At 69.5% G+C, this 19,142-nt stretch carries 23 protein-coding genes; 8 read left to right on the top strand and 15 right to left on the bottom strand.

Features of this window, described 5'->3' with window-relative positions; translation table 11 throughout:
• Positions 1–87: 87 nt before the first annotated feature.
• A complete protein-coding gene (locus ACIBU0_RS31570) occupies positions 88–219 on the bottom strand; it encodes a hypothetical protein (protein ID WP_398825219.1) in 132 nt (43 codons plus the stop codon).
• Between the two features lie 319 nt (positions 220–538).
• Between ACIBU0_RS31570 and ACIBU0_RS31565 the strand changes: the two genes are divergently transcribed.
• Entirely contained in the window at positions 539–679 is a 141-nt protein-coding gene (locus tag ACIBU0_RS31565; RefSeq protein ID WP_398825217.1) for a hypothetical protein, read from the top strand.
• A gap of 151 nt (positions 680–830) precedes the next feature.
• On the opposite strand, the gene ACIBU0_RS31560 is transcribed toward ACIBU0_RS31565, so the two are convergent.
• The 8 genes from ACIBU0_RS31560 to hppD all read right to left on the bottom strand — a co-directional run bounded on the left by ACIBU0_RS31560 (position 831) and on the right by hppD (position 8,526).
• Positions 831–1,007, bottom strand: coding sequence for a hypothetical protein (locus ACIBU0_RS31560; protein WP_398825215.1), 177 nt, complete (start codon positions 1,005–1,007; stop codon positions 831–833).
• Positions 1,008–1,109: 102 nt separating this feature from the next.
• On the bottom strand, positions 1,110–2,384 hold the full coding sequence (locus ACIBU0_RS31555; protein ID WP_398825213.1) for a Glu/Leu/Phe/Val dehydrogenase dimerization domain-containing protein: 1,275 nt from the start codon (positions 2,382–2,384) through the stop codon (positions 1,110–1,112).
• Between the two features lie 57 nt (positions 2,385–2,441).
• Positions 2,442–3,080 carry a CoA transferase subunit B gene (locus tag ACIBU0_RS31550; RefSeq protein WP_398825211.1) on the bottom strand — a complete coding sequence of 213 codons (639 nt, stop codon included), beginning with the start codon at positions 3,078–3,080 and terminating at the stop codon, positions 2,442–2,444.
• Positions 3,071–3,913 (bottom strand): CoA transferase subunit A, encoded by an 843-nt coding sequence (locus tag ACIBU0_RS31545; protein ID WP_398825209.1) that lies wholly within the window; start codon positions 3,911–3,913, stop codon positions 3,071–3,073. The genes ACIBU0_RS31550 and ACIBU0_RS31545 overlap by 10 nt, the downstream gene beginning before the upstream one ends.
• Entirely contained in the window at positions 3,913–5,196 is a 1,284-nt protein-coding gene (gene fahA, locus ACIBU0_RS31540) for a fumarylacetoacetase (protein WP_398825207.1), read from the bottom strand. The genes ACIBU0_RS31545 and fahA overlap by 1 nt, the downstream gene beginning before the upstream one ends.
• A gap of 1 nt (position 5,197) precedes the next feature.
• On the bottom strand, positions 5,198–6,076 hold the full coding sequence (locus ACIBU0_RS31535) for a hypothetical protein (RefSeq protein WP_398825205.1): 879 nt from the start codon (positions 6,074–6,076) through the stop codon (positions 5,198–5,200).
• Positions 6,073–7,278: a homogentisate 1,2-dioxygenase gene (locus ACIBU0_RS31530; protein ID WP_398825203.1), complete on the bottom strand. Its 1,206-nt coding sequence runs from the start codon at positions 7,276–7,278 to the stop codon at positions 6,073–6,075. Before ACIBU0_RS31530 ends, ACIBU0_RS31535 begins: the two co-directional genes overlap by 4 nt.
• A 42-nt stretch (positions 7,279–7,320) precedes the next feature.
• Positions 7,321–8,526, bottom strand: coding sequence for a 4-hydroxyphenylpyruvate dioxygenase (hppD, locus tag ACIBU0_RS31525; RefSeq protein ID WP_398825201.1), 1,206 nt, complete (start codon positions 8,524–8,526; stop codon positions 7,321–7,323).
• A gap of 195 nt (positions 8,527–8,721) precedes the next feature.
• Here hppD and ACIBU0_RS31520 point away from each other — a divergent pair, with 195 nt between their 5' ends.
• From ACIBU0_RS31520 to ACIBU0_RS31510, 3 genes are all read left to right on the top strand, one after another.
• Positions 8,722–9,243, top strand: coding sequence for an Lrp/AsnC family transcriptional regulator (locus tag ACIBU0_RS31520; RefSeq protein ID WP_398825199.1), 522 nt, complete (start codon positions 8,722–8,724; stop codon positions 9,241–9,243).
• 520 nt (positions 9,244–9,763) lie between these two features.
• Positions 9,764–10,213: an RpiB/LacA/LacB family sugar-phosphate isomerase gene (locus tag ACIBU0_RS31515; RefSeq protein WP_398825197.1), complete on the top strand. Its 450-nt coding sequence runs from the start codon at positions 9,764–9,766 to the stop codon at positions 10,211–10,213.
• A 101-nt stretch (positions 10,214–10,314) separates the two neighbouring features.
• Entirely contained in the window at positions 10,315–10,566 is a 252-nt protein-coding gene (locus ACIBU0_RS31510; protein WP_398825195.1) for a hypothetical protein, read from the top strand.
• Here ACIBU0_RS31510 and ACIBU0_RS31505 read toward each other — a convergent pair.
• From ACIBU0_RS31505 to ACIBU0_RS31490, 4 genes are all read right to left on the bottom strand, one after another.
• Positions 10,563–10,994, bottom strand: a complete 432-nt coding sequence (locus ACIBU0_RS31505) for a tautomerase family protein (RefSeq protein ID WP_398825193.1) — start codon at positions 10,992–10,994, stop codon at positions 10,563–10,565. The two genes, ACIBU0_RS31510 and ACIBU0_RS31505, sit on opposite strands and share 4 nt — an antisense overlap.
• Positions 10,995–11,011: 17 nt before the next feature.
• Entirely contained in the window at positions 11,012–11,188 is a 177-nt protein-coding gene (locus ACIBU0_RS31500) for a DUF1272 domain-containing protein (protein WP_129798371.1), read from the bottom strand.
• 96 nt (positions 11,189–11,284) lie between these two features.
• Positions 11,285–11,863 carry a DUF4865 family protein gene (locus tag ACIBU0_RS31495; RefSeq protein WP_398825191.1) on the bottom strand — a complete coding sequence of 193 codons (579 nt, stop codon included), beginning with the start codon at positions 11,861–11,863 and terminating at the stop codon, positions 11,285–11,287.
• Positions 11,864–11,918: 55 nt separating this feature from the next.
• A complete protein-coding gene (locus ACIBU0_RS31490) occupies positions 11,919–12,491 on the bottom strand; it encodes a TetR/AcrR family transcriptional regulator (RefSeq protein ID WP_398825189.1) in 573 nt (190 codons plus the stop codon).
• Positions 12,492–12,662: 171 nt separating this feature from the next.
• Between ACIBU0_RS31490 and ACIBU0_RS31485 the strand changes: the two genes are divergently transcribed.
• Genes ACIBU0_RS31485 through ACIBU0_RS31475 form a run of 3 tightly spaced genes read left to right on the top strand, consistent with a single transcriptional unit; the run spans position 12,663 to position 16,281 of the window.
• Positions 12,663–12,947 (top strand): SHOCT domain-containing protein, encoded by a 285-nt coding sequence (locus ACIBU0_RS31485; protein WP_398825187.1) that lies wholly within the window; start codon positions 12,663–12,665, stop codon positions 12,945–12,947.
• The gene (locus ACIBU0_RS31480) at positions 12,944–13,705 is read left to right on the top strand and encodes an ABC transporter ATP-binding protein (RefSeq protein ID WP_398825185.1); all 762 of its coding nucleotides are present in this window, start codon (positions 12,944–12,946) and stop codon (positions 13,703–13,705) included. The genes ACIBU0_RS31485 and ACIBU0_RS31480 overlap by 4 nt, the downstream gene beginning before the upstream one ends.
• A gap of 14 nt (positions 13,706–13,719) precedes the next feature.
• On the top strand, positions 13,720–16,281 hold the full coding sequence (locus tag ACIBU0_RS31475; RefSeq protein ID WP_398825255.1) for an ABC transporter permease: 2,562 nt from the start codon (positions 13,720–13,722) through the stop codon (positions 16,279–16,281).
• A 309-nt stretch (positions 16,282–16,590) separates the two neighbouring features.
• Here ACIBU0_RS31475 and ACIBU0_RS31470 read toward each other — a convergent pair whose 3' ends face one another.
• Positions 16,591–17,157, bottom strand: coding sequence for an ATP-binding protein (locus tag ACIBU0_RS31470; protein ID WP_398825183.1), 567 nt, complete (start codon positions 17,155–17,157; stop codon positions 16,591–16,593).
• Between the two features lie 184 nt (positions 17,158–17,341).
• Positions 17,342–17,665, bottom strand: coding sequence for a hypothetical protein (locus ACIBU0_RS31465; RefSeq protein WP_398825181.1), 324 nt, complete (start codon positions 17,663–17,665; stop codon positions 17,342–17,344).
• A gap of 339 nt (positions 17,666–18,004) precedes the next feature.
• Here ACIBU0_RS31465 and ACIBU0_RS31460 point away from each other — a divergent pair, with 339 nt between their 5' ends.
• Positions 18,005–19,129 carry a PLP-dependent cysteine synthase family protein gene (locus tag ACIBU0_RS31460; RefSeq protein ID WP_398825179.1) on the top strand — a complete coding sequence of 375 codons (1,125 nt, stop codon included), beginning with the start codon at positions 18,005–18,007 and terminating at the stop codon, positions 19,127–19,129.
• The last annotated feature ends 13 nt before the right edge of the window (positions 19,130–19,142 follow it).

Here is a 19,142-nt window from a genome sequence, read left to right as displayed (position 1 = left end):
TTGACTCTGTCGGGGATCTTGGAGGTGCCGAGGTCAGGTGCCCAGGGTTCGCCAGGACTTCGGTCGGGTTGTCTCGCGCTGGTCGAGTTAGTGCAGCGCGACCAGTTGCCCGCCGGCCGAGCGGGCCAGATGCACCACACCCATGCCGCCCGCGCCGAGCCGTCCGAGCAGCCGGTGGCCCGCAAGCTTGGCGGGATCCGCGATATGCAGCAGTTCCATCACTTCCCCTTCAGCCGCGGCTCGACGCGCGTCAGCATCTCTGAGCCAAGGCCTTGCCGCCCAGCTGCCGGAGTTCCTCCTGGGTGTGGCCGGCGCCGCCCGTCACGGAGACGGCCATGACCACGGTGCCCAGCCGGGCGACCATCCAGAGGTACTGCTGTCCTGCTCATGGGCGCGGAAGGGGGTACCCAGCGACATCAGACCCGTGATCCGCTCGTTCGACCGGGGCCGCTGCTCGGGGCAGCGCAGCACCTCCTCGACGGACTCGGACAGAGAGGCCTCGTCCGTCGAGGACTCGGGGGCGAGGGAGGCGTCGGGTGTGAGGACGGACGAAGCGGCGGACGAGCCGCTCGACGGTGTCGTCGCACTGCTCGCGCTCGGAGAGGCACCGGCCGAGGGCGAACCGCTCTGCCGGAAAGGCCCGGCGTCCGCCCCCTTGCGCCGAACACCCGGTCAGTAAGGCCCCCGCAGCCAGCAGGACCGCCCAACACCCCCTATTCCCTGGGCCTTGTCTGTCACTCGGTCCCCTCGACACCGTTCGATCCGTCCAACTCGTCGAACCTAGACGGCCGAGACGAAATGGACCTCAGTGGAAACACGTATCTGCACACTTACTCGGCTGTCGGAAGCACGGCCACGGCGACCGGCACCAGCGTGCCCGCGAAGACGCCCATCACCCGCTCGGAGAAGACGATCGGGACGTGCCTGTCGGTGACCAGCGCGGAGGCGGCGACGCCGACAAGATGGTCCTGTACCAGCGATGACGCGCCCGCCCCAGCACCCCGCACTCGCGCCACCACCCCGGCAGAGGGGCGGCGGACAGGAGCCGAGGGGAGTCGACCCTGGAGGGGCTTGCCACCGCGACCCGCAAGGGCCGGCACGGCGGTCGGTCACCGGTCGTCGTCGACGACATGCCCCACACCGTGCTTGGGCACGGCCAGGAGCTGGTCGAGGGCGATGGCGAAAGCAGTGCTCGCCACTTGCGTGGGGGCTTGTGAGCGTGCATGGCAGTGCTTCAGTGCGGACTCGATGGTGGACGAGATGTCCTCGAAGATCGACTCGTCGGAGATTTCCAGGTTGCCCTGCATCAGGAGGGCGAAGGTGCGTGCCATGCCGCAGTTGGCGATGAAGTCCGGAACGACGGCGACGCTGTGGTCCGCGTGTTCGTAGACGGGGCCGTAGAAGATCTCGGGGTCGGCAAACGGCACGTTGGCGCCGCTGGCGATGACTTCGAGGCCGTTCGCTGTCAGACGGTCGACCTGTTCGCGTGTGACCAGACGTGACGCCGCGCACGGGAGGAAGACCTCCGCGCCGGTGTCCCAGATGGTCTCGTTGACCCGGTCGAAGGGCACGAGGTCATCGGCCCGCAACGTGTTGCCCTGCTTGGCGAGGAACAGTTCGCGGACCTCGTCGGCGCTGTATCCGGCAGGGTTGATGAGTCCACCACTGCGGTCGATCACGCCGACCACTCGTGCACCGGACTGTGCCGCGTAGTAGGCGGCCGCGGCCCCGACGTTGCCCCACCCCTGGACGATGACGCGCTTGCCGGCGAAGTCACCGCCGTAGGTGGCGTAGTAGTGTCGCGCCGATTCCGTCACGCCCCATCCTGTGATCAGGTCGGCGACGGTGTACTTGCCGTTCGGGTCGGGGGTGTAGCGGGGATCTTCCACGATCTTGGACACGCCCTGCCGGAGTTGTCCGACCCGCTGGACGAGATGCTTGGCGCCGGCATCACCGTAGTGGCCGTTGACCACGCCTTCCTGCGGATGCCACAGGCCGTGGCTCTCGGTGATGGGCGCGACTTCGTGTCTGTCGTCGATGTTGAGGTCACCACCGGTGCCGTAGTAGGACTTCAGCAATGGGGTGACGGCCTTGTACCAGCGGCGCAGCACCTCGTGTTTCCGGGGATCCTGGGGGTCGAAGTCGATGCCGGACTTCGCCCCTCCGATGAGCGGGCCGGACACCGTGAACTTGATCTCCATGGTCTTCGCCAGCGACTCGACCTCGTTGCGGTCGAGTCCTTGGCGCATACGGGTTCCGCCGCCTGCGGCGCCTCCCCGCAGGGAGTTGATCACCACCCATCCCCTGGCGGACGTCTCCGTGTCGTTCCACTCGAAGACGATCTCCGGAGCCTTCTTCTCGAACTGGGCAAGCAGGGTTTTCATCACGTTCCTTGAAAGGGGTTTCGGCGCCAGGGCGACGCAAAGAGGGTTGGGCGGCCGTCAGGCGAGGTCGACGGCGAAGTCCGGTTCCGTCCTCGCCCGCACCTGCTCCAGCGTCACGTCCGGTGCTAGTTCGCGCAGGACCAGGCCCGATGCGGTGATGTCAAGGACAGCGAGGTCGGTGATGATCCGCTGGACCACTCGGCGTCCGGTGTAGGGCAGAGAGCACTTCCGCACGATCTTGCAGGCGCCGTCCTTGGCGTTGTGCTCCATGAGCACGATGACCTTCCTGGCGCCATGGACGAGGTCCATCGCCCCGCCCATTCCCTTGACCATCGAGCCGGGGATCATCCAGTTGGCGATGTCGCCATCGGCGGACACCTGCATCGCGCCGAGAATCGCCGCGTCGATCTTCCCGCCGCGGATCATCCCGAAGGACGTCGCGGAGTCGAAGAAGGAGGCGCCCTTGCGTACGGTCACGGTCTCCTTTCCGGCGTTGATGAGGTCCGGGTCCTCGTCTCCCGCGGGGGGATAGGCACCGATGCCGAGGATGCCGTTCTCGGACTGCAGCACGATCTCGACGTCGTCGGGAATGTGGTTCGGCACCAGCGTGGGCAGTCCGATGCCGAGGTTGACGTAGTCGCCGTCGCGCAGTTCCGCCGCGGCGCGGGCGGCCATCTGATCACGGGTCAGGGACATGGTTCACGCCTTCTGGTGTCAGCGGCCGCGGGGACCTTCCGGCCGTCGGCGGTTACCGCGTCAGGTCGGGGGCGGGTGGTGCGGCGTTCGATGCGCTTGGCGGCGGCCTGATCGGGCGTCAGGGGCAGCACGCGGTGGACGTAGATTCCGGGCACGTGGATCGCGTCGGGGTTGAGGTCGCCGGGCTCGACCAGGTGCTCGATCTCGGCGACCGTGATCCGCCCGGCCATGGCGCACAGGGGGTTGAAGTTCCGCGAGCTCCGGCGGAAGACCAGGTTGCCGTGCCGGTCGCCTTTCCATGCTCGGACCAAGCCGAAGTCGGCGGTGATCGCTTCCTCGAGGATGTAGGTGCGGGTGACCCCGTCGACGTGGAAGTCCCTGGTCTTCTTCGGTGGCGAGGCCACCGCGACGCTGCCGTCCGGGTGATAGCGCCATGGCAGGCCCCCTTCGGCGACCTGTGTGCCGGTGCCCGTGACGGTGTAGAAGCCCGGGATGCCGGCCCCGCCGGCCCGCAGCCGCTCGGCGAGTGTCCCCTGCGGGGTGAGCTCGACCTCCAGTTCGCCCGCCAGGTACTGCCGCGCGAACTCCTTGTTCTCACCCACGTACGAGGCGACGATCCGGCGGATCCGCCTGTCGTGCAGGAGGATTCCCAGACCCCAGTCGTCCACGCCGCAGTTGTTGGAGACGATCTCCAGATCGCTCACCCGCGCCTGGTGGAGCGCGGCGATCAGGGCACTGGGGATGCCGCAGAGCCCGAATCCGCCGACCGCCACGCGCGCCCCGTCGCCGACACCGGCGATCGCTTCGGACGCGGAGGAGACAACCTTGTCCACTACCTCTGCCTTTCACTGTGTCGTGGTTCCCGCGGCGCGGCGCCCCGGCCACCGCCCGGCGCCACCCTGCCTCTTACTTCGCCCAGACCCACGACGGTCCCGGCCGGACCCGGGGCGGTCGCCGTGATGACCACCTCGTCGCCGTCTTCGAGGAAGGTGCGCCGACCGCCGTCGATCTCCAGCGGTTCCCGGCCGTTCCACGTGAGTTCGATGAGCGATCCCCGGCTCTGCTCGGTGGGGCCGCTGATCGTTCCCGAGGCGAAGAGGTCCCCTGTTCGCAGGCTCGCGCCATTGAAGGTCATGTGGGCCAGTTGCTGGGCGGCGGTCCAGTACATGTCCGCGAAGCACGGCTCGCTGACCTTGGTGCCGTTGACGCTGACCTGGAGCCGTACATCCAGCCCCCAGGGGGCCTCACCGCTGTCGTCGAGATAGGCGACCGGGCGCGGGGAACGCGGCGGAGGCGCGGTACGTGCCTCCTGCAGGGCGGCCAGAGGCACGATCCACGGCGAGACGGAGGTTGCGAACGACTTGCCCAGGAACGGCCCGAGCGGGACGTACTCCCATGCCTGGATGTCGCGTGCGGACCAGTCGTTGACCAGGCAGACACCGAAGACGTACTGGTCGAAGGCGCTGAGGGAGACCTGCTCGCCCATGGTGGTGGGCACTCCTACGACGAAGCCGAGTTCGGCCTCGATGTCGAGCCGCAGGCTGGGGCCGACCGTGACGGCGCCTTCCGCGGTGCGCCGCTGGCCACGGGGACGGGGGACGGGGGTTCCGGAGACGACGACGGTCCCCGCGCGTCCGTGGTATCCGATCGGCATGTGCTTCCAGTTCGCCGTCAGGGGATCGGTGCCGGGCCGGAACATCCTCCCCAGGTTCGCGGCATGGTGCTCGGAGGCGTAGAAGTCGACGTAGTCGGCGACCGTGAAGGGCAGGAGCATGGCCGCTTCCGCCGCGGGCAGCAGGAAGCCGTGGACGTGCTCACGTTCGCGCTCGTCGCTGAGCCACCTGCTGACGGTGGATCGGACGCGGTCCCACGACGAGGGGCCCGCGGCGAGGAACCGGTCCAGCGATCCTGTGGAGAAGAGGTCCTCCTCAGCGGGGGCCAGCGCAGGCCAGGCCGCCGACAGGTCGAGGACGTGGTCTCCGATCGCGACACCGACCCGAGCGCGGCCGTCCGATCGCGTGAACGACCCGTAGGGCAGCGTCTGGATGCCGAAGGGGTGGTCCTGTCGCATCGGCACCCAGGACCGTGCGGGTCGCGGTATGGAGTGAGACGGCATGTCAGTTCCTTCCCAGCAACCGCAGGGCGCTGAGGTCGGCCAGGGGTTCGTCGATACTGCAGGTTCCGAAAGAGGTGAACCAGGCTCGGGCTACGGCCCGTTGGTGCGGCGTGCACCAACGCGCCACGCTCTCCGGTTCCCTGCAGGCCAATGCGGAGGCGATGGTCTCCTCGTCCGCTCCGTCGTGAGCCGCGGCGACGGCGGCCAGCACGTTGAGGAAACCGTGGTGCTCGAAGCCGCTGCCGGACGCGGTGTGGCGAACGGCGTGGTGCAGACCGGCAGTGAGCTTGAACGGGACCCGGAGCCGCATGGCGCACACCAGTCCCTCGGCGAGCCGTGTCTCGTCGGGGAAGGCATCCGCCCGCGTTCCGCCCGTCCGGAACTTGACCCGGAAACCGGCCTGGGCCACAGCCTGCACGGCCTGGTGGACACCGGGGCCGAGCCCCACCTCGGCGTAGACCGTCACGGCCCGGGGCACGGCCGCGGCGACGGTCTGGAGCAGTGCCTCCAGCCCACCGGGCGCGCTGCCTGTGACGGGCAGCTCCACCGCCCTGAGGCGAACGCGTGGGTGCGCCTGTGCGCGGGCCATGCCGGCGGCAAGAGATTCCGGACCGCCGCCGACGACCAGGGACAGGTCGAGCACGGGCCCCCCACCGTCCAGTTGGCCGATGAGCTCGTCCCAGCGCCGATCGGGGCAGACGAAGGTCCCCACCGCCGGCCCGTACCACGCGTCGAGATGCTCCCAGTGGCGGGCCACCGCCGTGGCCATGGGGGCGTTGCCCGGGGGGAACAGCGCGGCGTCGTCGAAGAATCCGCCGAACTCCTCCACCCACGGCATGCTCAGCCCGCCGGCACCTGTGCGTGACGGCAGCACGGTCACGATGCGGCCCCCCGCCCGGCCCACGACCAGGCATAGGTCCCGTCGTCGACCGCCTGTCCGCCTTCGCCGAGTTCCAGCGGCCGGAAGGTGTCGACCATCACCGCCAGCTCGTCGAAGAACTCCGCTCCCAGGCTGCGTTCGACGGCGCCCGGCTGCGGCCCGTGCGCATGACCGCCGGGGTGAAGGGAGACCGAGCCCTGAGTGATACCGGAGCCCTTGCGTGCCTCGTAGTCACCGCCGACGTAGAACATGACCTCGTCGGAGTCCACATTGGCGTGGTAGTACGGGACCGGTACGGCCAGGGGGTGGTAATCCACCTTGCGGGGAACGAAGTTGCAGATGACGAAGTTGTTGCCCTCGAACACCTGGTGCGCTGGGGGTGGTTGGTGGATACGCCCGGTGATCGGCTCGTAGTCCGAGATGTTGAAGACGTACGGGTACAGGCACCCGTCCCATGCCACCACGTCGAAGGGGTGCCGCGGCAGGACATGGACCGTACCCGCGAGCCCACCGGCACCAGGGCCGCGGTGCTTGATGTAGACCTCGACGTCCTGCTCGTCGACCACCCGAGGTGCCGTCGGCACGCGCAGGTCACGCTCACAGTAGGGGGAGTGTTCCAGGAACTGCCCGTAGCGGGACAGGAAGCGCCGGGGCGGGGTGATGTGGCTGTTCGCCTCGATGAAGTACAGCCGCAGCGGTACGTCGCCGCCCGGCACCCATCGGTGGGTGGTGGCCCGGGGCAGGACGACGTAGTCGCCCTGCCCCACTGTCAGGTCACCGAAGACCGTCTCGACGACCCCTGAGCCGGATTCGACATAGACGCACTCGTCGCCGGTGGCGTTCCGGTACAGCGGTGAGGGCCGGCCGACCGAGGCGTAGCCGAGCCGCACATCGGTGTTGCCCAGCACCAGACGCCGCCCGGTCACCGCATCGGTGGTCGTCCAGTCCTGGCTCGGGAACAGGTCGTGGAGCCTGAGATGACGGGGCTTCAGGGGGTGGTTCGCCACAGTGCTCTGGTCCGGAAGATCCCAGTTCCGCGCGCCCAGGACGGCCGACGGTATATGGGCGTGGTAGAGCAGGGAGGAGTCCGAGGAGAACCCCTCCTCGCCCATCAACTCCTCGTAGTACAACCCGCCCGTGGGAGTGCGGTGCTGGGTGTGACGCTTGGGCGGGACGTGCCCGACGCTGAGGTAGTGAGCCATCTCTCGCTCCTTCGATGATGGTGGCCCGGGCGCAGACGGCCGTCAGAGGTTCCCCCGCCGTTCCTGCTCGCGCTCCAGTGCCTCGAAGAGCGCCTTGAAGTTGCCCTTGCCGAAGCCGAGGGAGCCGTGACGTTCGATGAACTCGAAGAAGACGGTGGGACGGTCCCCGATCGGCTTGGTGAAGATCTGCAGGAGGTAGCCGTCCTCGTCACGGTCGACCAGGATGCCGCGCTTGTGCAGTTCCTCGATGGGGACGCGGACCTCGCCGATGCGGGCGCGCAGCTCCGGGTCCTCGTAGTAGGAGTCCGGGGTGGCGAGGAACTCGACGCCTTCCTCCCGGAGGCAGTCCACGGTGCGGAGGATGTCGTTCGTCGCCAGGGCCAGGTGCTGCGCCCCCGGTCCCTGGTAGAACTCGAGGTACTCGTCGATCTGCGACTTCTTCTTGGCTACGGCCGGCTCGTTGAGCGGGAACTTCACCCGGTGGTTGCCGTTGGCCACCACCTTCGACATGAGGGCCGAGTAATCGGTCGCGATGTCGTCGCCGATGAACTCCGCCATGTTCGTGAAGCCCATGACGCGGTTGTAGAAGTCCACCCATTCGTCCATGCGGCCGAGTTCCACGTTGCCCACGACGTGGTCCAGAGCCTGGAACAGGCGCTTCGGCGCGCCCGGACGCTTGACGTACGACGAGGCCAGCTCGACATAGCCGGGCCGGTACACGCCTTCGTAGCGCGAGCGGTCCACCAGGCTGTGCCGGGTCTCGCCATAGGTGGCGATGGCCGCGACGCGAAGCACCCCGTGCTCGTCCGCGACGTCGTGAGGCTCCTCCAGTACCGTCGCACCCTGGCTGCGGGCGTGCTCGATGCAGCGATCCACATCCGGCACCTCCAGAGCGATGTCGACGACGCCGTCGCCGTGCTTGCGATGGTGGTCGTGCAGCGGGCTGTTGGGGGACACGCCACCCTTGACGACGAACCGGACGGCGCCGCTCCTGAGGACGTAGGCGTGGTGATCGCGATTGCCGTGCTCGGGACCGGAGTAGGCCACAAGCTCCATTCCCAGGGCGGACTGGAAGAAGTGCGACGTCTGCTTGGCGTTGCCGACAACCCACTCGACGGCATCCCAACCGGTCACCGGAAAGGGGTCAGTGGTGTCGTCGTAGGAGACCAGGCCGACCAGCTGCTTCAGCTGGTCGAGACCGAGGTCGGCCAGTCGTTCCTGGTCGGTGAGGGAGTGCTCGAGGCTCATGGTTCTCTCCGCTGGCTCGATGTCGCCGGGCGACACGGGTTGGCAAGCGGGAGTATGAGCGGGCAGCCCCGCAACTGCGCAACATACCCAGCATTCGCTAGTCGATCTGCTAAGCCAGCCTGGCAATGGGGCACGTTTGCTATACGCTGCGCCTACTTACGGCGCTTGATCCTGGCACTGGCGAAAGGTAGCTGCATGAGCGGTCTCGACGAACTGGACGTCGCCCTGCTGAACGCCCTCCAGGGCCACCCCCGCGCGGGCCACCTGGAGCTGTCCAGACTGACCGGCGTAGCGCGAGCGACGGTCCAGTCCCGGATCGAGAAGATGGAGTCCGCCGGCGTGATCACCGGATACGGGCCCGACATCGATCTGCATGCCGCGGGCTACACCGTCCAGGCCTTTGTGACGCTTGAGATCGCACAGGGCGCGCTGCACGAGGTCCGTGACGTACTCGAGCGCCATCCAGCCGTGCTGGACGCCTTCGCGACCACCGGAACCGGCGATGTGCTCTGTCGCATGGCCGCCCGGAACCAGGAGGAACTGCAGGAGGCTCTCCTGGAAGTCACCCGTTCCCCGCACATCGCACGCTCGACCAGCGTCGTGGTCCTCTCCACGGTGGTGGAGCCCCGTACGCTGCCGCTGTTGGCGACGCACGCGCGGGGCGGCGGCAGGGCTCCGGCGTACCGCGACGGGAAGAACAGCCGGCGGAAAAGCTGACAGCCCGCTTCTGCTCGGTACAGGCCGCGGCGACGAGCCAGAGCGCTGGGCAGATGTGCAGACAGGTCGGCCCCCGTAGAGCGGCTCAGCAGCCAGACCTCCACTCCCGACTTCCCGTGCGCCACGGCCTTCACGCTACGAGGAGAGGGACCCTGGCGTTACTGCTCGACGTCGTAGTCAGGTGGGCCGACAGGGTGCCAGAGGGTGCGGACAGGCGATGACTCGCTGTTCGGCGGTCAGCTTCCGGCCCGTCGTGAGCCAGCCGACACCAGTGAGTTGTGGGCTGGCACGGCGTCGGGTCGAAAGCGACTACCGGGCGCGAAGCCCCACGAGACGCAGGCCACCTTGGGGCACAGCCACTTCGACACGGCGATGTCGGTCTACACTCATGCTGCCCTCCAGGCGCAGCGTGAGGCGTTGGACAGGGTCGGGTCGCTACTGCGAGCCGACGAAACTGATGTCTAGAATTGCTGTCACCGAGCCGTTCGAGGCCGCTGACCTGGGGAGGGCGGAGCCGCGCATGAAGATCTCCGTCTCCTCCGACATGGACGAACCCGTGGCCCGCTTCCTCGTCGCCGAGCTGCGCGAGCGCGGCCACGAGGTGGTCGCCCACGGCGCACTGAGCCCCGGCGACAACCCCCAGTGGGCGCCCTGCTCGGAGGCCGCCGCACGCGAAGTCGCCGCCGGGACGGCGGACCAGGCGGTGGTGTGCTGCTGGACCGGCACGGGCGCGTCCATCGCCGCGAACAAGGTGCCGGGCGTACGGGCGGCCCTGTGCACCGACGCCTACACCGCGGACGGCGCCCGCCGCTGGAACGACGCCAACGTGCTCGCGCTCAGCCTGCGCCTCACCTCCGAGCCGCTGCTCAAGGAGATCCTCGACGCCTGGTTCGCGGCCGAGGCGAGCACGGACGCCGAGGACCGGGGGAACGTGGCCCACATCGGACGGCTGGACGACAGCAGGCTCTAGCCATCCGCCGACTGTCTGGCTGACGTCGGACTCCAGAGGGCTCCGGCGCCGGACCGCCGGGAATCACAGCGTCGTCGACCTGGGCCCACGTCGGCGACGAGGTGTTCGACGGAGGCCCCGGATCGCTCTTCCACATCCCCGAGGGGACGCTGGAGCGGTTCGAACCCACCAGCACGGTGCGCCTCGTCGTCACCTACACGTCGGGAGGCCTGGACAAGTTCTTCGCCGAGGCCGGTGAACCGGCGCAGAGCCACGAGCTGCCGCCGAAGTCGGACACCCCACCGGACGTCGACCGCTTCATCGAGATCGCCGCACGGCACGGTGTCGACATGCGGCCCATGCCCGGCAGCTAGGACAACGCTCCGCCGGGGGCAGGGGAGTCGGCGGGGACCGGGCGCTCGGCGTACTGGGCCACTCCCTCGCCGAAGGACCAGTCGATCGGTTCGTTCTCGGTCAGCGTGACGAACACATTGCGAGGCTCGGTCCCCGCGTAGGCGTGGGCGAGTTCGGCGATCCGCCGGAACAGCGCCTGCTTCTGCGCGGGGGTCCGTCCGGAGCGCATCGTGATCGCCACGTACACGAGGTCGTCGTCCCGGCGCACGCCGAGGTAGCCGTCGTCGTAGCGCAGGGTGCTGCGGCTGCCGTCGTGCCCGACCAGCACCTGGAACCGGTCGTCGGACGGGATGCCGACGGCCTCCACGAGGGCGTCGTGCACGGCACGGCCGAGGGCGTCCAGCCGCTCGGGGTCGGAGCCGAGGGCGTCGATGCGGACGAAAGGCATGGGTGGGGTCCTCCTTGTCAGGAGCGGCGAGGTCTGGGGACCAGCTCGCCACCGCAGTTGGGACAGACGTCCCGCATCGCCTCGCTGCACGGCACACAGAAGGTGCACTCGTACGAGCAGATGCGGGCGGGCGCGTCGAGCGGCAGAGCCGCCGTCTCGCAGCGCTCACAGCGATCGCGCATCTCCAGTGCCATGTCCTCGCCTTTCGTCGTACCGGCAGACCACGGCGGTCTGTCACCTCCCATCCTCTGCATGGCCGCCGGGGCCGAAAGCGGCCGCCGGGTCAAAGATCAACACGATCGGGCCAGCCGGTCGCGCTCCGGCGCGGACATGTGCAGCACCTCGAACACATCGCCCTCGGCCTTGGGCGTGCCGTGTTCCCAGAGGGAGAAGTGGACGAGCTCCCAGCGGCCCGTGTCCACGGCGGCCGCCGCCAGCACCGCACCGTCCTCGCCGGCCAGCCGCCCGGTCTCCCGCGCCGCGTCCGCCATGACCTCGCTCAACAGCCCGCCGGCGGGAACAGGTTGACGCCGCCGCACCGCAAGCCGTGCGGAAGAGCGGGCGGCGCCGCCCTCCTCGTACGCCAGCCCGGACCACTGCCGGACCGACGGCCGCCCGAAGTCGTCGGCAACGCCCTGGAAGGGGCCTCCCCAGAGGAAGGAGTTCATGCCCGCCAAGGTGTGCCACAGATAGAACGGCGCGTACTGGTTGACCGGCGAGCCGTGCACCCCTCGCTCGCGCATCAGATACGTCTTGAGGCCCAGGCCCCGCCACTCGTCGAGCAGATGCCCCTTGTGCGCCACGCGCCGACGGATGATCTCCATGTCGTAGTCGGCGGGCAGGGTGATTTCGTACTGCATCGCGTGCATCGGGTGTCGCCTTCCTGGCGCGGAGAGGGAACCGCCTTCTCGGCGGGGTGAGATCTCAGCGAGGTGAGAGAAGAGAGAGCAGACCCCGCACGCCCGCATCGAAGGCGGCGGGCGAACCGGATGCGCGGGCTAGGACATAGCCGCCCTGGACGGTCGCGACGATCGTCGCCGCGATGGCCTCGCCGTCGAGCCCGGGCGCGAACTGGCCCTGCTCCTTGCCCTCCTCGACGATCCAGGCCAGCCGCTCCCGCAGCCAGTCCAGCGTCTCGTCGACGGGCGCGCGCAGCTCGTCGCTCGCGATGACGTCCGGGTCCATCGTCAGCCGCCCGACCGGACAGCCGCGCAGCACATCGCGCTCGCGCCGCAGATACGCCTCGATGCGCTCGTACGGTGTCCCCGGACCGTCGAGTACTCCCGCGGCGGTAGCCCGCATCTCCTCGGCGGTCCGCCGGATCGCGGCCAGTGCGAGATCCGGCTTGCCCTTGAAGTGGTGGTACATGCTGCCCTGCCCGGCGCCCGCCCGCTCCAGGATGGCCCTGGGGCTGGTCCCCACATAGCCGCGCTCCCACAACAGCTCCCGGGTGGACTCGATCAGTCGGTCCGAGGTGCTCATGCCGCTACTGTACATACTAGTAGTTACAGAAGTCGAGCCAGTCCGGAGCAGCGGAACCGGCGCTGCGTACTCCCCCCGAGGTACGCGCACTGCCGCTGGCCGTACGACGACCCGGACCCCTCCCCGGGGCGAGTCTCGAGACATCACCGAAAAGCCTCATCCGACCGACTCGGGAGATGACTCGAGATGCAGACGCTGGCACACTTCGCCGACGGCGGCCCCGGCCCGTGGATCCTCTTCTTCCCGCTCATCTGGGCGGCCGTCGTGATCGGCGGCATCACGCTGCTGCGCCGCACCGTGTGGCGCGGACGCCGTGGCCCCGGGCGGCCGGCCCCCGACGACAAATCGCCGATCACCGTGCTCGGCCACCGCTTCGCCTCCGGCGAGATCGACGAGGACGAGTACTGGCGCCGCCTGTCCGTCCTGGACGAGCAGTTCGGCCGTACGGCGGGCAAGGGCGGTGCGGCATGACCACCACCACGACCGTCACCCGTACCGCCGCCCGCGTGGTCGATGCCGTGAAGGTGTACGGCACCGGCGACACCAGCGTGAGGGCCCTGGACGGGGTGAGCGTCGACTTCCCGGTCGGCCGCTTCACCGCGATCATGGGGCCCTCGGGCTCCGGCAAATCCACCCTCATGCACTGCGCGGCAGGCCTCGACACGCTCACCTCGGGCACCGCCCACATCGGCGACACCGAGCTGAGCACCCTCGACGACCGCCGCCTGACCCTCCTGCGGCGCGACCGCGTCGGCTTCGTCTTCCAGGCGTTCAACCTGGTGCCGACGCTGACCGTCGCGGAGAACATCACGCTGCCCCTGGACCTGGCGGGCGGCAAGGGCGACGCAGGCGACAAGGAATGGATCGACGCGCTGATCGACGTCGTCGGCCTGCGCGACCGCCTCCACCACCGCCCTTCCGAACTCTCCGGCGGCCAGCAGCAACGCGTCGCCGTGGCACGGGCGTTCGCGGGGCGGCCCGACGTCGTCTTCGCCGACGAGCCCACCGGAAACCTCGACTCCCGCTCCGGCGAGGAGGTCCTCGGCCTGCTCGGCCGCGCGGTGCGCCAGACGGCCCGCACGGTGGTCATGGTCACCCACGACCCCGTGGCCGCCGCCCACGCCGACGAGGTCGTCTTCCTCGCCGACGGGCGCCTGGTGGACCGTATGACCTCCCCGACCCCCGACAAGGTCCTGGACCGCATGAAAGCCTTCGAGGTGCCGTCATGACCGCCAGGAATGCCATGAGCGCCTCCGTCCGCCTGAGCGTGTCCTCCCTGCGCGCCCACAAGCGCCGCTTCGCCGGTACGTTCCTGGCGGTCTTCCTAGGTGTCGCCTTCCTGGCCGGAACCCTGGTCATGGGCGACACGCTCCGCGCCAGCTTCGACACCATGTTCGGCAACGCGACCAGCGGCACGGACGCCGTCGTCCGCAGCGCCGACGCCATCACCACGCCCGGCGAGAGCGAGGGCGTCCGCGAACCGGTCGACACGGACCTGGCAGGCACGATCGAGAAGATCCCCGGCGTCGCGGCCGCCGCCCCCAGCATCCAGGGCGCCGGCCAACTCGTCGGCAAGAACGGCGACCCCATCGGCGGCCAGGGCCCGCCCACCCTCGCCGGCAACTGGATCACCGACCCCGACCTCAACCCCTACCGCCTGGCCGAGGGCCGCGCCCCGCAGAAGACCGGCGAGGTCGTGGTCAACCGGGGCACGGCCGAGAAGGGCCACCTGAAGATCGGCGACACCACGACCCTGCGCACACCCGACCCCGTCAAGGTCACCATCGTCGGCCTCGCGACCTTCGGCGGCGAGGACGGCATGGCCCAGGTGACCTTCACCGGCATGACCCAGGCCGACGCCGAGAAGTACCTCACCGCCCGACCGGGCGAGGCGGCGAGCATCCAGGTGCGGGCAGTCCCCGGGGTGAGCCAGCAGGAACTGGTCGACGACCTGACCCCCGCCCTTCCCAAGGGAGTTGAGGCCATCACCGGCCAGGAGTCGGCCGAGGAGAACACCGACATGATCGCCAGCCAGTTCCTGACGATCTTCACCACCTTCCTCCTCGTCTTCTCCGGCGTGGCCCTCCTGGTGGCGACCTTCTCCATCCACAACACCTTCGCGATCGTCGTGGCCCAACGCACCCGCGAGAACGCCCTGTTGCGCGCCCTCGGCGCCGCACGCCGCCAAGTGACGGCATCCGCCCTCGTCGAGGCGACCGCCGTGGCCGTCACCGCGTCGGCGGCCGGCCTCGCGGGCGGCATCGGCATCGCGGCCGGCCTTCAGGCACTCTTCCCGGCGATCGGATTCCCGTTCCCCGAGGGCGACCTGGTGGTGAAGACGCTGTCCATGGCCCTGCCCCTCGCGGTCGGCATCGTGGTCTGCCTCGGCTCCGCACTGCTGCCCGCCGTACGCGCAGGCCGCACCGCACCGCTGGCCGCCCTGCGCGAAACGGCAGTCGACACTTCCGGCGCCTCCCGCACCCGCGCCGTCACCGGCCTGAGCCTCCTCGCCCTCGCGCTCGGCGTGACCCTCACCGGCGTCCTGGCATCCCCGTCCCTCTGGTCGGCGGGCACCGGCGCCGTCCTCGCCCTGGTCGCCTTCGTGGTCCTCGGCCCGGTCGCGTCGACCACGGCCATACGCATCCTCGGCGGCCCCCTCGACCGGCTGCGCGGCGTCACCGGCGGCCTCGCCCGGCGCAACGCCCTGCGCAGCCCGAAGCGGACGGCCGCGACCGCGAGCGCCCTGATGATCGGCGTGGCAGTCGTCTCCCTCTTCACCGTCTTCGGCGCCTCGCTGAAGGCGACGATGGACCAGACGGTGTCCCGCTCGTTCGCCGGCGACGTCGCCGTGAGCACACCGTCGTTCGGCGCGGGCGGCAGCGGACTGAGCCCCCGGCTCGCCGACGCCGTACAACGGCTGCCCGAGGTGGACACGGCCGTGGGCCTGGGCCGAGGCGTCGCCCAGGTCGACGGCAAGGGACGGGCCCTGACGGTCACCGACCCGGTCGCCCTGGAACGCACCTTCGACCTCGGCGAGGTCCGGGGCTCCCTGCACGACCTGGGAACCGACGGAATCGCCATCACCGAGATGGAGGCCGACAAGCAACACCTCACCACCGGCGACAAGGCCCGCCTCACCTTCACCGACGGCCAGCAGCAGACCTTCACGATCCGCGCCGTCTATGGCCAGTCCGAACTCGCCGGCGACTACGTCATCACCCGCGACGCCTGGGCCCCGCACCGCACCCAGGACGCCGACACCCTGCTCGCCGTCTCCTTCAAGGACGGAGTGAGCACGGACGCGGGCAAGGCGGCGGTCCAGAAGATCGCGGCTCAGTACGGCAACCCGGAAGTCCAGACCCGGGACGAGTACGCGCAGTCCTCGGCCGGTGGCATCGACATGATGCTCACCCTCGTCTACGCCCTGCTCGCCCTCGCGGTACTCATCGCACTCCTCGGCATCGCCAACACCCTCACCCTGGCCATCCACGAACGCACCCGCGAACTGGGCCTCCTGCGAGCCGTCGGCCAGACGCGCTCCCAGCTGCGCGCGATGGTCCGCTGGGAGTCGGTCCTGGTCGCCGCCTTCGGCACGGCGGGCGGCCTCACCCTCGGCGCCTTCCTCGGCTGGGTACTGGTGAAGGCCTCCGACGGAGCAAGCGACAGCGCCTTCGCCTTCGCGATGCCACCCCTGCAACTCACGGTGGTGGCCCTGGTAGGCCTGACAGCAGGAGCCCTGGCGGGCCTGCGCCCGGCACGCCGCGCAGCACGCCTGGACGTGTTGAGGGCCATCGCCACGGAGTGACCTCACCGACGGGCGGCCCTTTACACCAACGGCCGCCCAAGGCCCAGCAGGGCCAAGGGCAAGTGCCCACCGACCCACACTGGGCCGACGACACCGGCCGTGAGGGAGCCGGAGGGGCGCGCCGGTGTCGAGAGGGCGAACGCGCGCAGGCGCGAAGCGCCGAGCACGATCGCCCTCTCGACACCGGCATGTGGCGCCCCGCAGGCGACCGAACCATTCAAAGCGTGAGGCCGCCTGGAGTCACCGCCCGAACCCTGGAAACGCCAACGTTTCCCGCGCCCACCACAGCCCCAGCCCCTCACCGCCCGATCAGCCGACAACGGCCGACCGGGCGGGAGCATGTTCCGGCCTGCGCAGATCAACCCGTGCCCCGACCTCAGCAAACCGCCGCACAGGCTTCTCCACGTCCACCTCAACAGCCGCCCGCTGAGGTGGCCGCGAGGCCCCGGCCACCCCGGCCCGTGCCGCGGCAACGGGCGCCGGCAGGGTGAACCACACGACCTTGCCGGAGTCGCCGTCCGGCCGCACGCCCCAGCTCTCGCTGACGGCGGCCACCATCGCCAGCCCGCGCCCGCACGTGGCGAGCGTATCGGCGTCCTTGGCGTCGGCCGCGACCGGCAGTCGCGGGTCGTGGTCGCGTACCGAGACCATGAGCCGGTCGAGCAGCAGCTCGATCTCGACGGTGCACATCTTGTCCGGCTGCGCGTGCTGGTGGACGTTGGTCAACAGCTCGGTCAGACCGAGTGCGGCGCGGTCTATCAAGGGATCCAGATGCCAGTAGCGCAACTGCGCTGAAAGGATTCTGCGGACCTGGCCGATCCGCGACGGCAGGGCTTGGAGCTCCACCGTGCAGTGCCTGCTTGGGTAACTGATCACGGCTGCGACTCCCCGACTGAAGAGGTCCGGAAGAACACGGAGTACGGATCCAGCAGGGTGCTTGAAGGAAACGGCCGCCTGCTGTCGTGGCCGGCGGGCTGGTTCGCAGCGTTATCGCCGGTAAACCCAGAGTGACGTGAGACCAGAGTGACGCAAGGGACGCGGTACCGCAACTCCCCGTCACTCAGCCCTTACGCCCCGCAGCCTTCCGTACGGCCTCGATGAACCGCCGCGCCGCAGGCGGACCCGGCTCCCCCGGAGCGGGGTCATGGTCGCCCAGCGTCAGGGAGTAGCGCTTGCCGTTGAGGTCGGCCAGCGCCTTGTCGTCCGGCGCGAACCAGGGCTTGGACGCCCGCACCGCCTGCACCGGCGCGCTGTCTATCTCGCTGCCGTAACTGGTGAGCAACTGCACCCTGCCGTCGCTGATCCGCACCTGCCCGGCCCGGGTCAGCGAGCGCAGCCGCTTCCCGATCCGCACGCCCGTGGCCGTGAACTCCGGCTCCGCCATGCCCCGCCCCCTTGTGCGCGTCGGTGTGCCGGCTCCTTCTGTGTCGGTGTGGCCGGCCCTGGTCGTGATCCAGTGTGCCCCTGTTCGGGATCGTCGTCCCGTCCGGAGCAGTGTGCCCGCGTCCCGCGTCGAGCACCAGTACACACGTCATGCCTGACCGGGGGCGCTCGGAGCACTCGCGTGAATGCGCCCCCACGGGCCGGTGAGACCAACGGTCCAGGGATGCCTTTGAGGCTCTCAAAGGTGTGTTTATGCAGGTGAGAAGCGTGCGGAAGATGTTTATGCTCGAATCGACGGCCGCGCGAGTCGCCGCTGCCGCACAGCACGAGGAGCAGCGCCGTGAGCACCATCCAGCAGACCCCGTCCGGCGTGACCCTCGACGTCGACCACAGCGACGTCGCCTACCGCGCCTGGCTGAAAGAAGCCGTGCGCAAGGTCCAGGCGGACGCGAACCGCTCGGCCGACACGCACCTGCTCCGCTTCCCCCTGCCGGAGCACTGGGGCATCGACCTGTACCTCAAGGACGAGTCGACCCACCCGACCGGCAGCCTCAAGCACCGGCTCGCACGCTCGCTCTTCCTCTACGGCCTGTGCAATGGCTGGATCCGGCCGGACCGCCCCGTGATCGAGGCGTCCAGCGGCTCGACGGCCGTGTCCGAGGCGTACTTCGCGAAGCTGATCGGCGTGCCCTTCATCGCGGTCATGCCGCGCACGACGAGCGCCGAGAAGTGCCGCCTGATCGAGTTCCACGGCGGGCAGTGCCACTTCGTGGACGACTCACGCAAGATGTACGAGGAGTCCGCCCGCCTCGCGGTGGAGACCGGCGGCCACTACATGGACCAGTTCACCTACGCCGAACGGGCCACGGACTGGCGCGGCAACAACAACATCGCCGAATCCATCTTCCGGCAGCTCCGTCTGGAACGGTTCCCGGAGCCCGCGTGGGTCGTCGCCACCGCCGGCACGGGCGGCACCTCCGCGACCATCGCCCGCTACGTCCACTACATGCAGCACGACACCCGCATCTGTGTCGCCGATCCGGAGAACTCGTGTTTCTTCGAGGGCTGGACCACCGGCGATCCGGACGTCACCTGTGACTGCGGCTCCCGCATCGAGGGCATCGGCCGGCCCCGCATGGAACCCAGCTTCGTGCCGGGCGCCGTCGACCGGATGATGAAGGTGCCGGACGCGGCGAGCGTGGCCGCCGTACGGGCCCTGGAGCAGGCCATCGGGCGCAAGGCGGGCGGCTCGACGGGCACCGGTCTGTGGAGCGCGCTGAAGATCGTCGCCGAGATGGTGGCCGAGGGACGGCGGGGGAGCGTGGTGACGCTGCTGTGCGACCCGGGGGACCGCTACCTCGACAAGTACTACTCGGACGCGTGGCTGGCGGAGCAGGGCCTGGACATCGCACCGTACGCGGCAGCCATCGAGCAGCTCCTGGCGACGGGCGTGTGGCCCGAGTGACCTGCGGGGCGTG

Origin of the sequence: Streptomyces sp. NPDC049627 (genome assembly GCF_044465645.1) — a bacterium.
In the GTDB taxonomy this organism is placed as follows: domain Bacteria; phylum Actinomycetota; class Actinomycetes; order Streptomycetales; family Streptomycetaceae; genus Streptomyces.
Note: the sequence above shows the minus strand (reverse complement) of the source record. Positions and strands in the feature narration are given on the sequence as shown.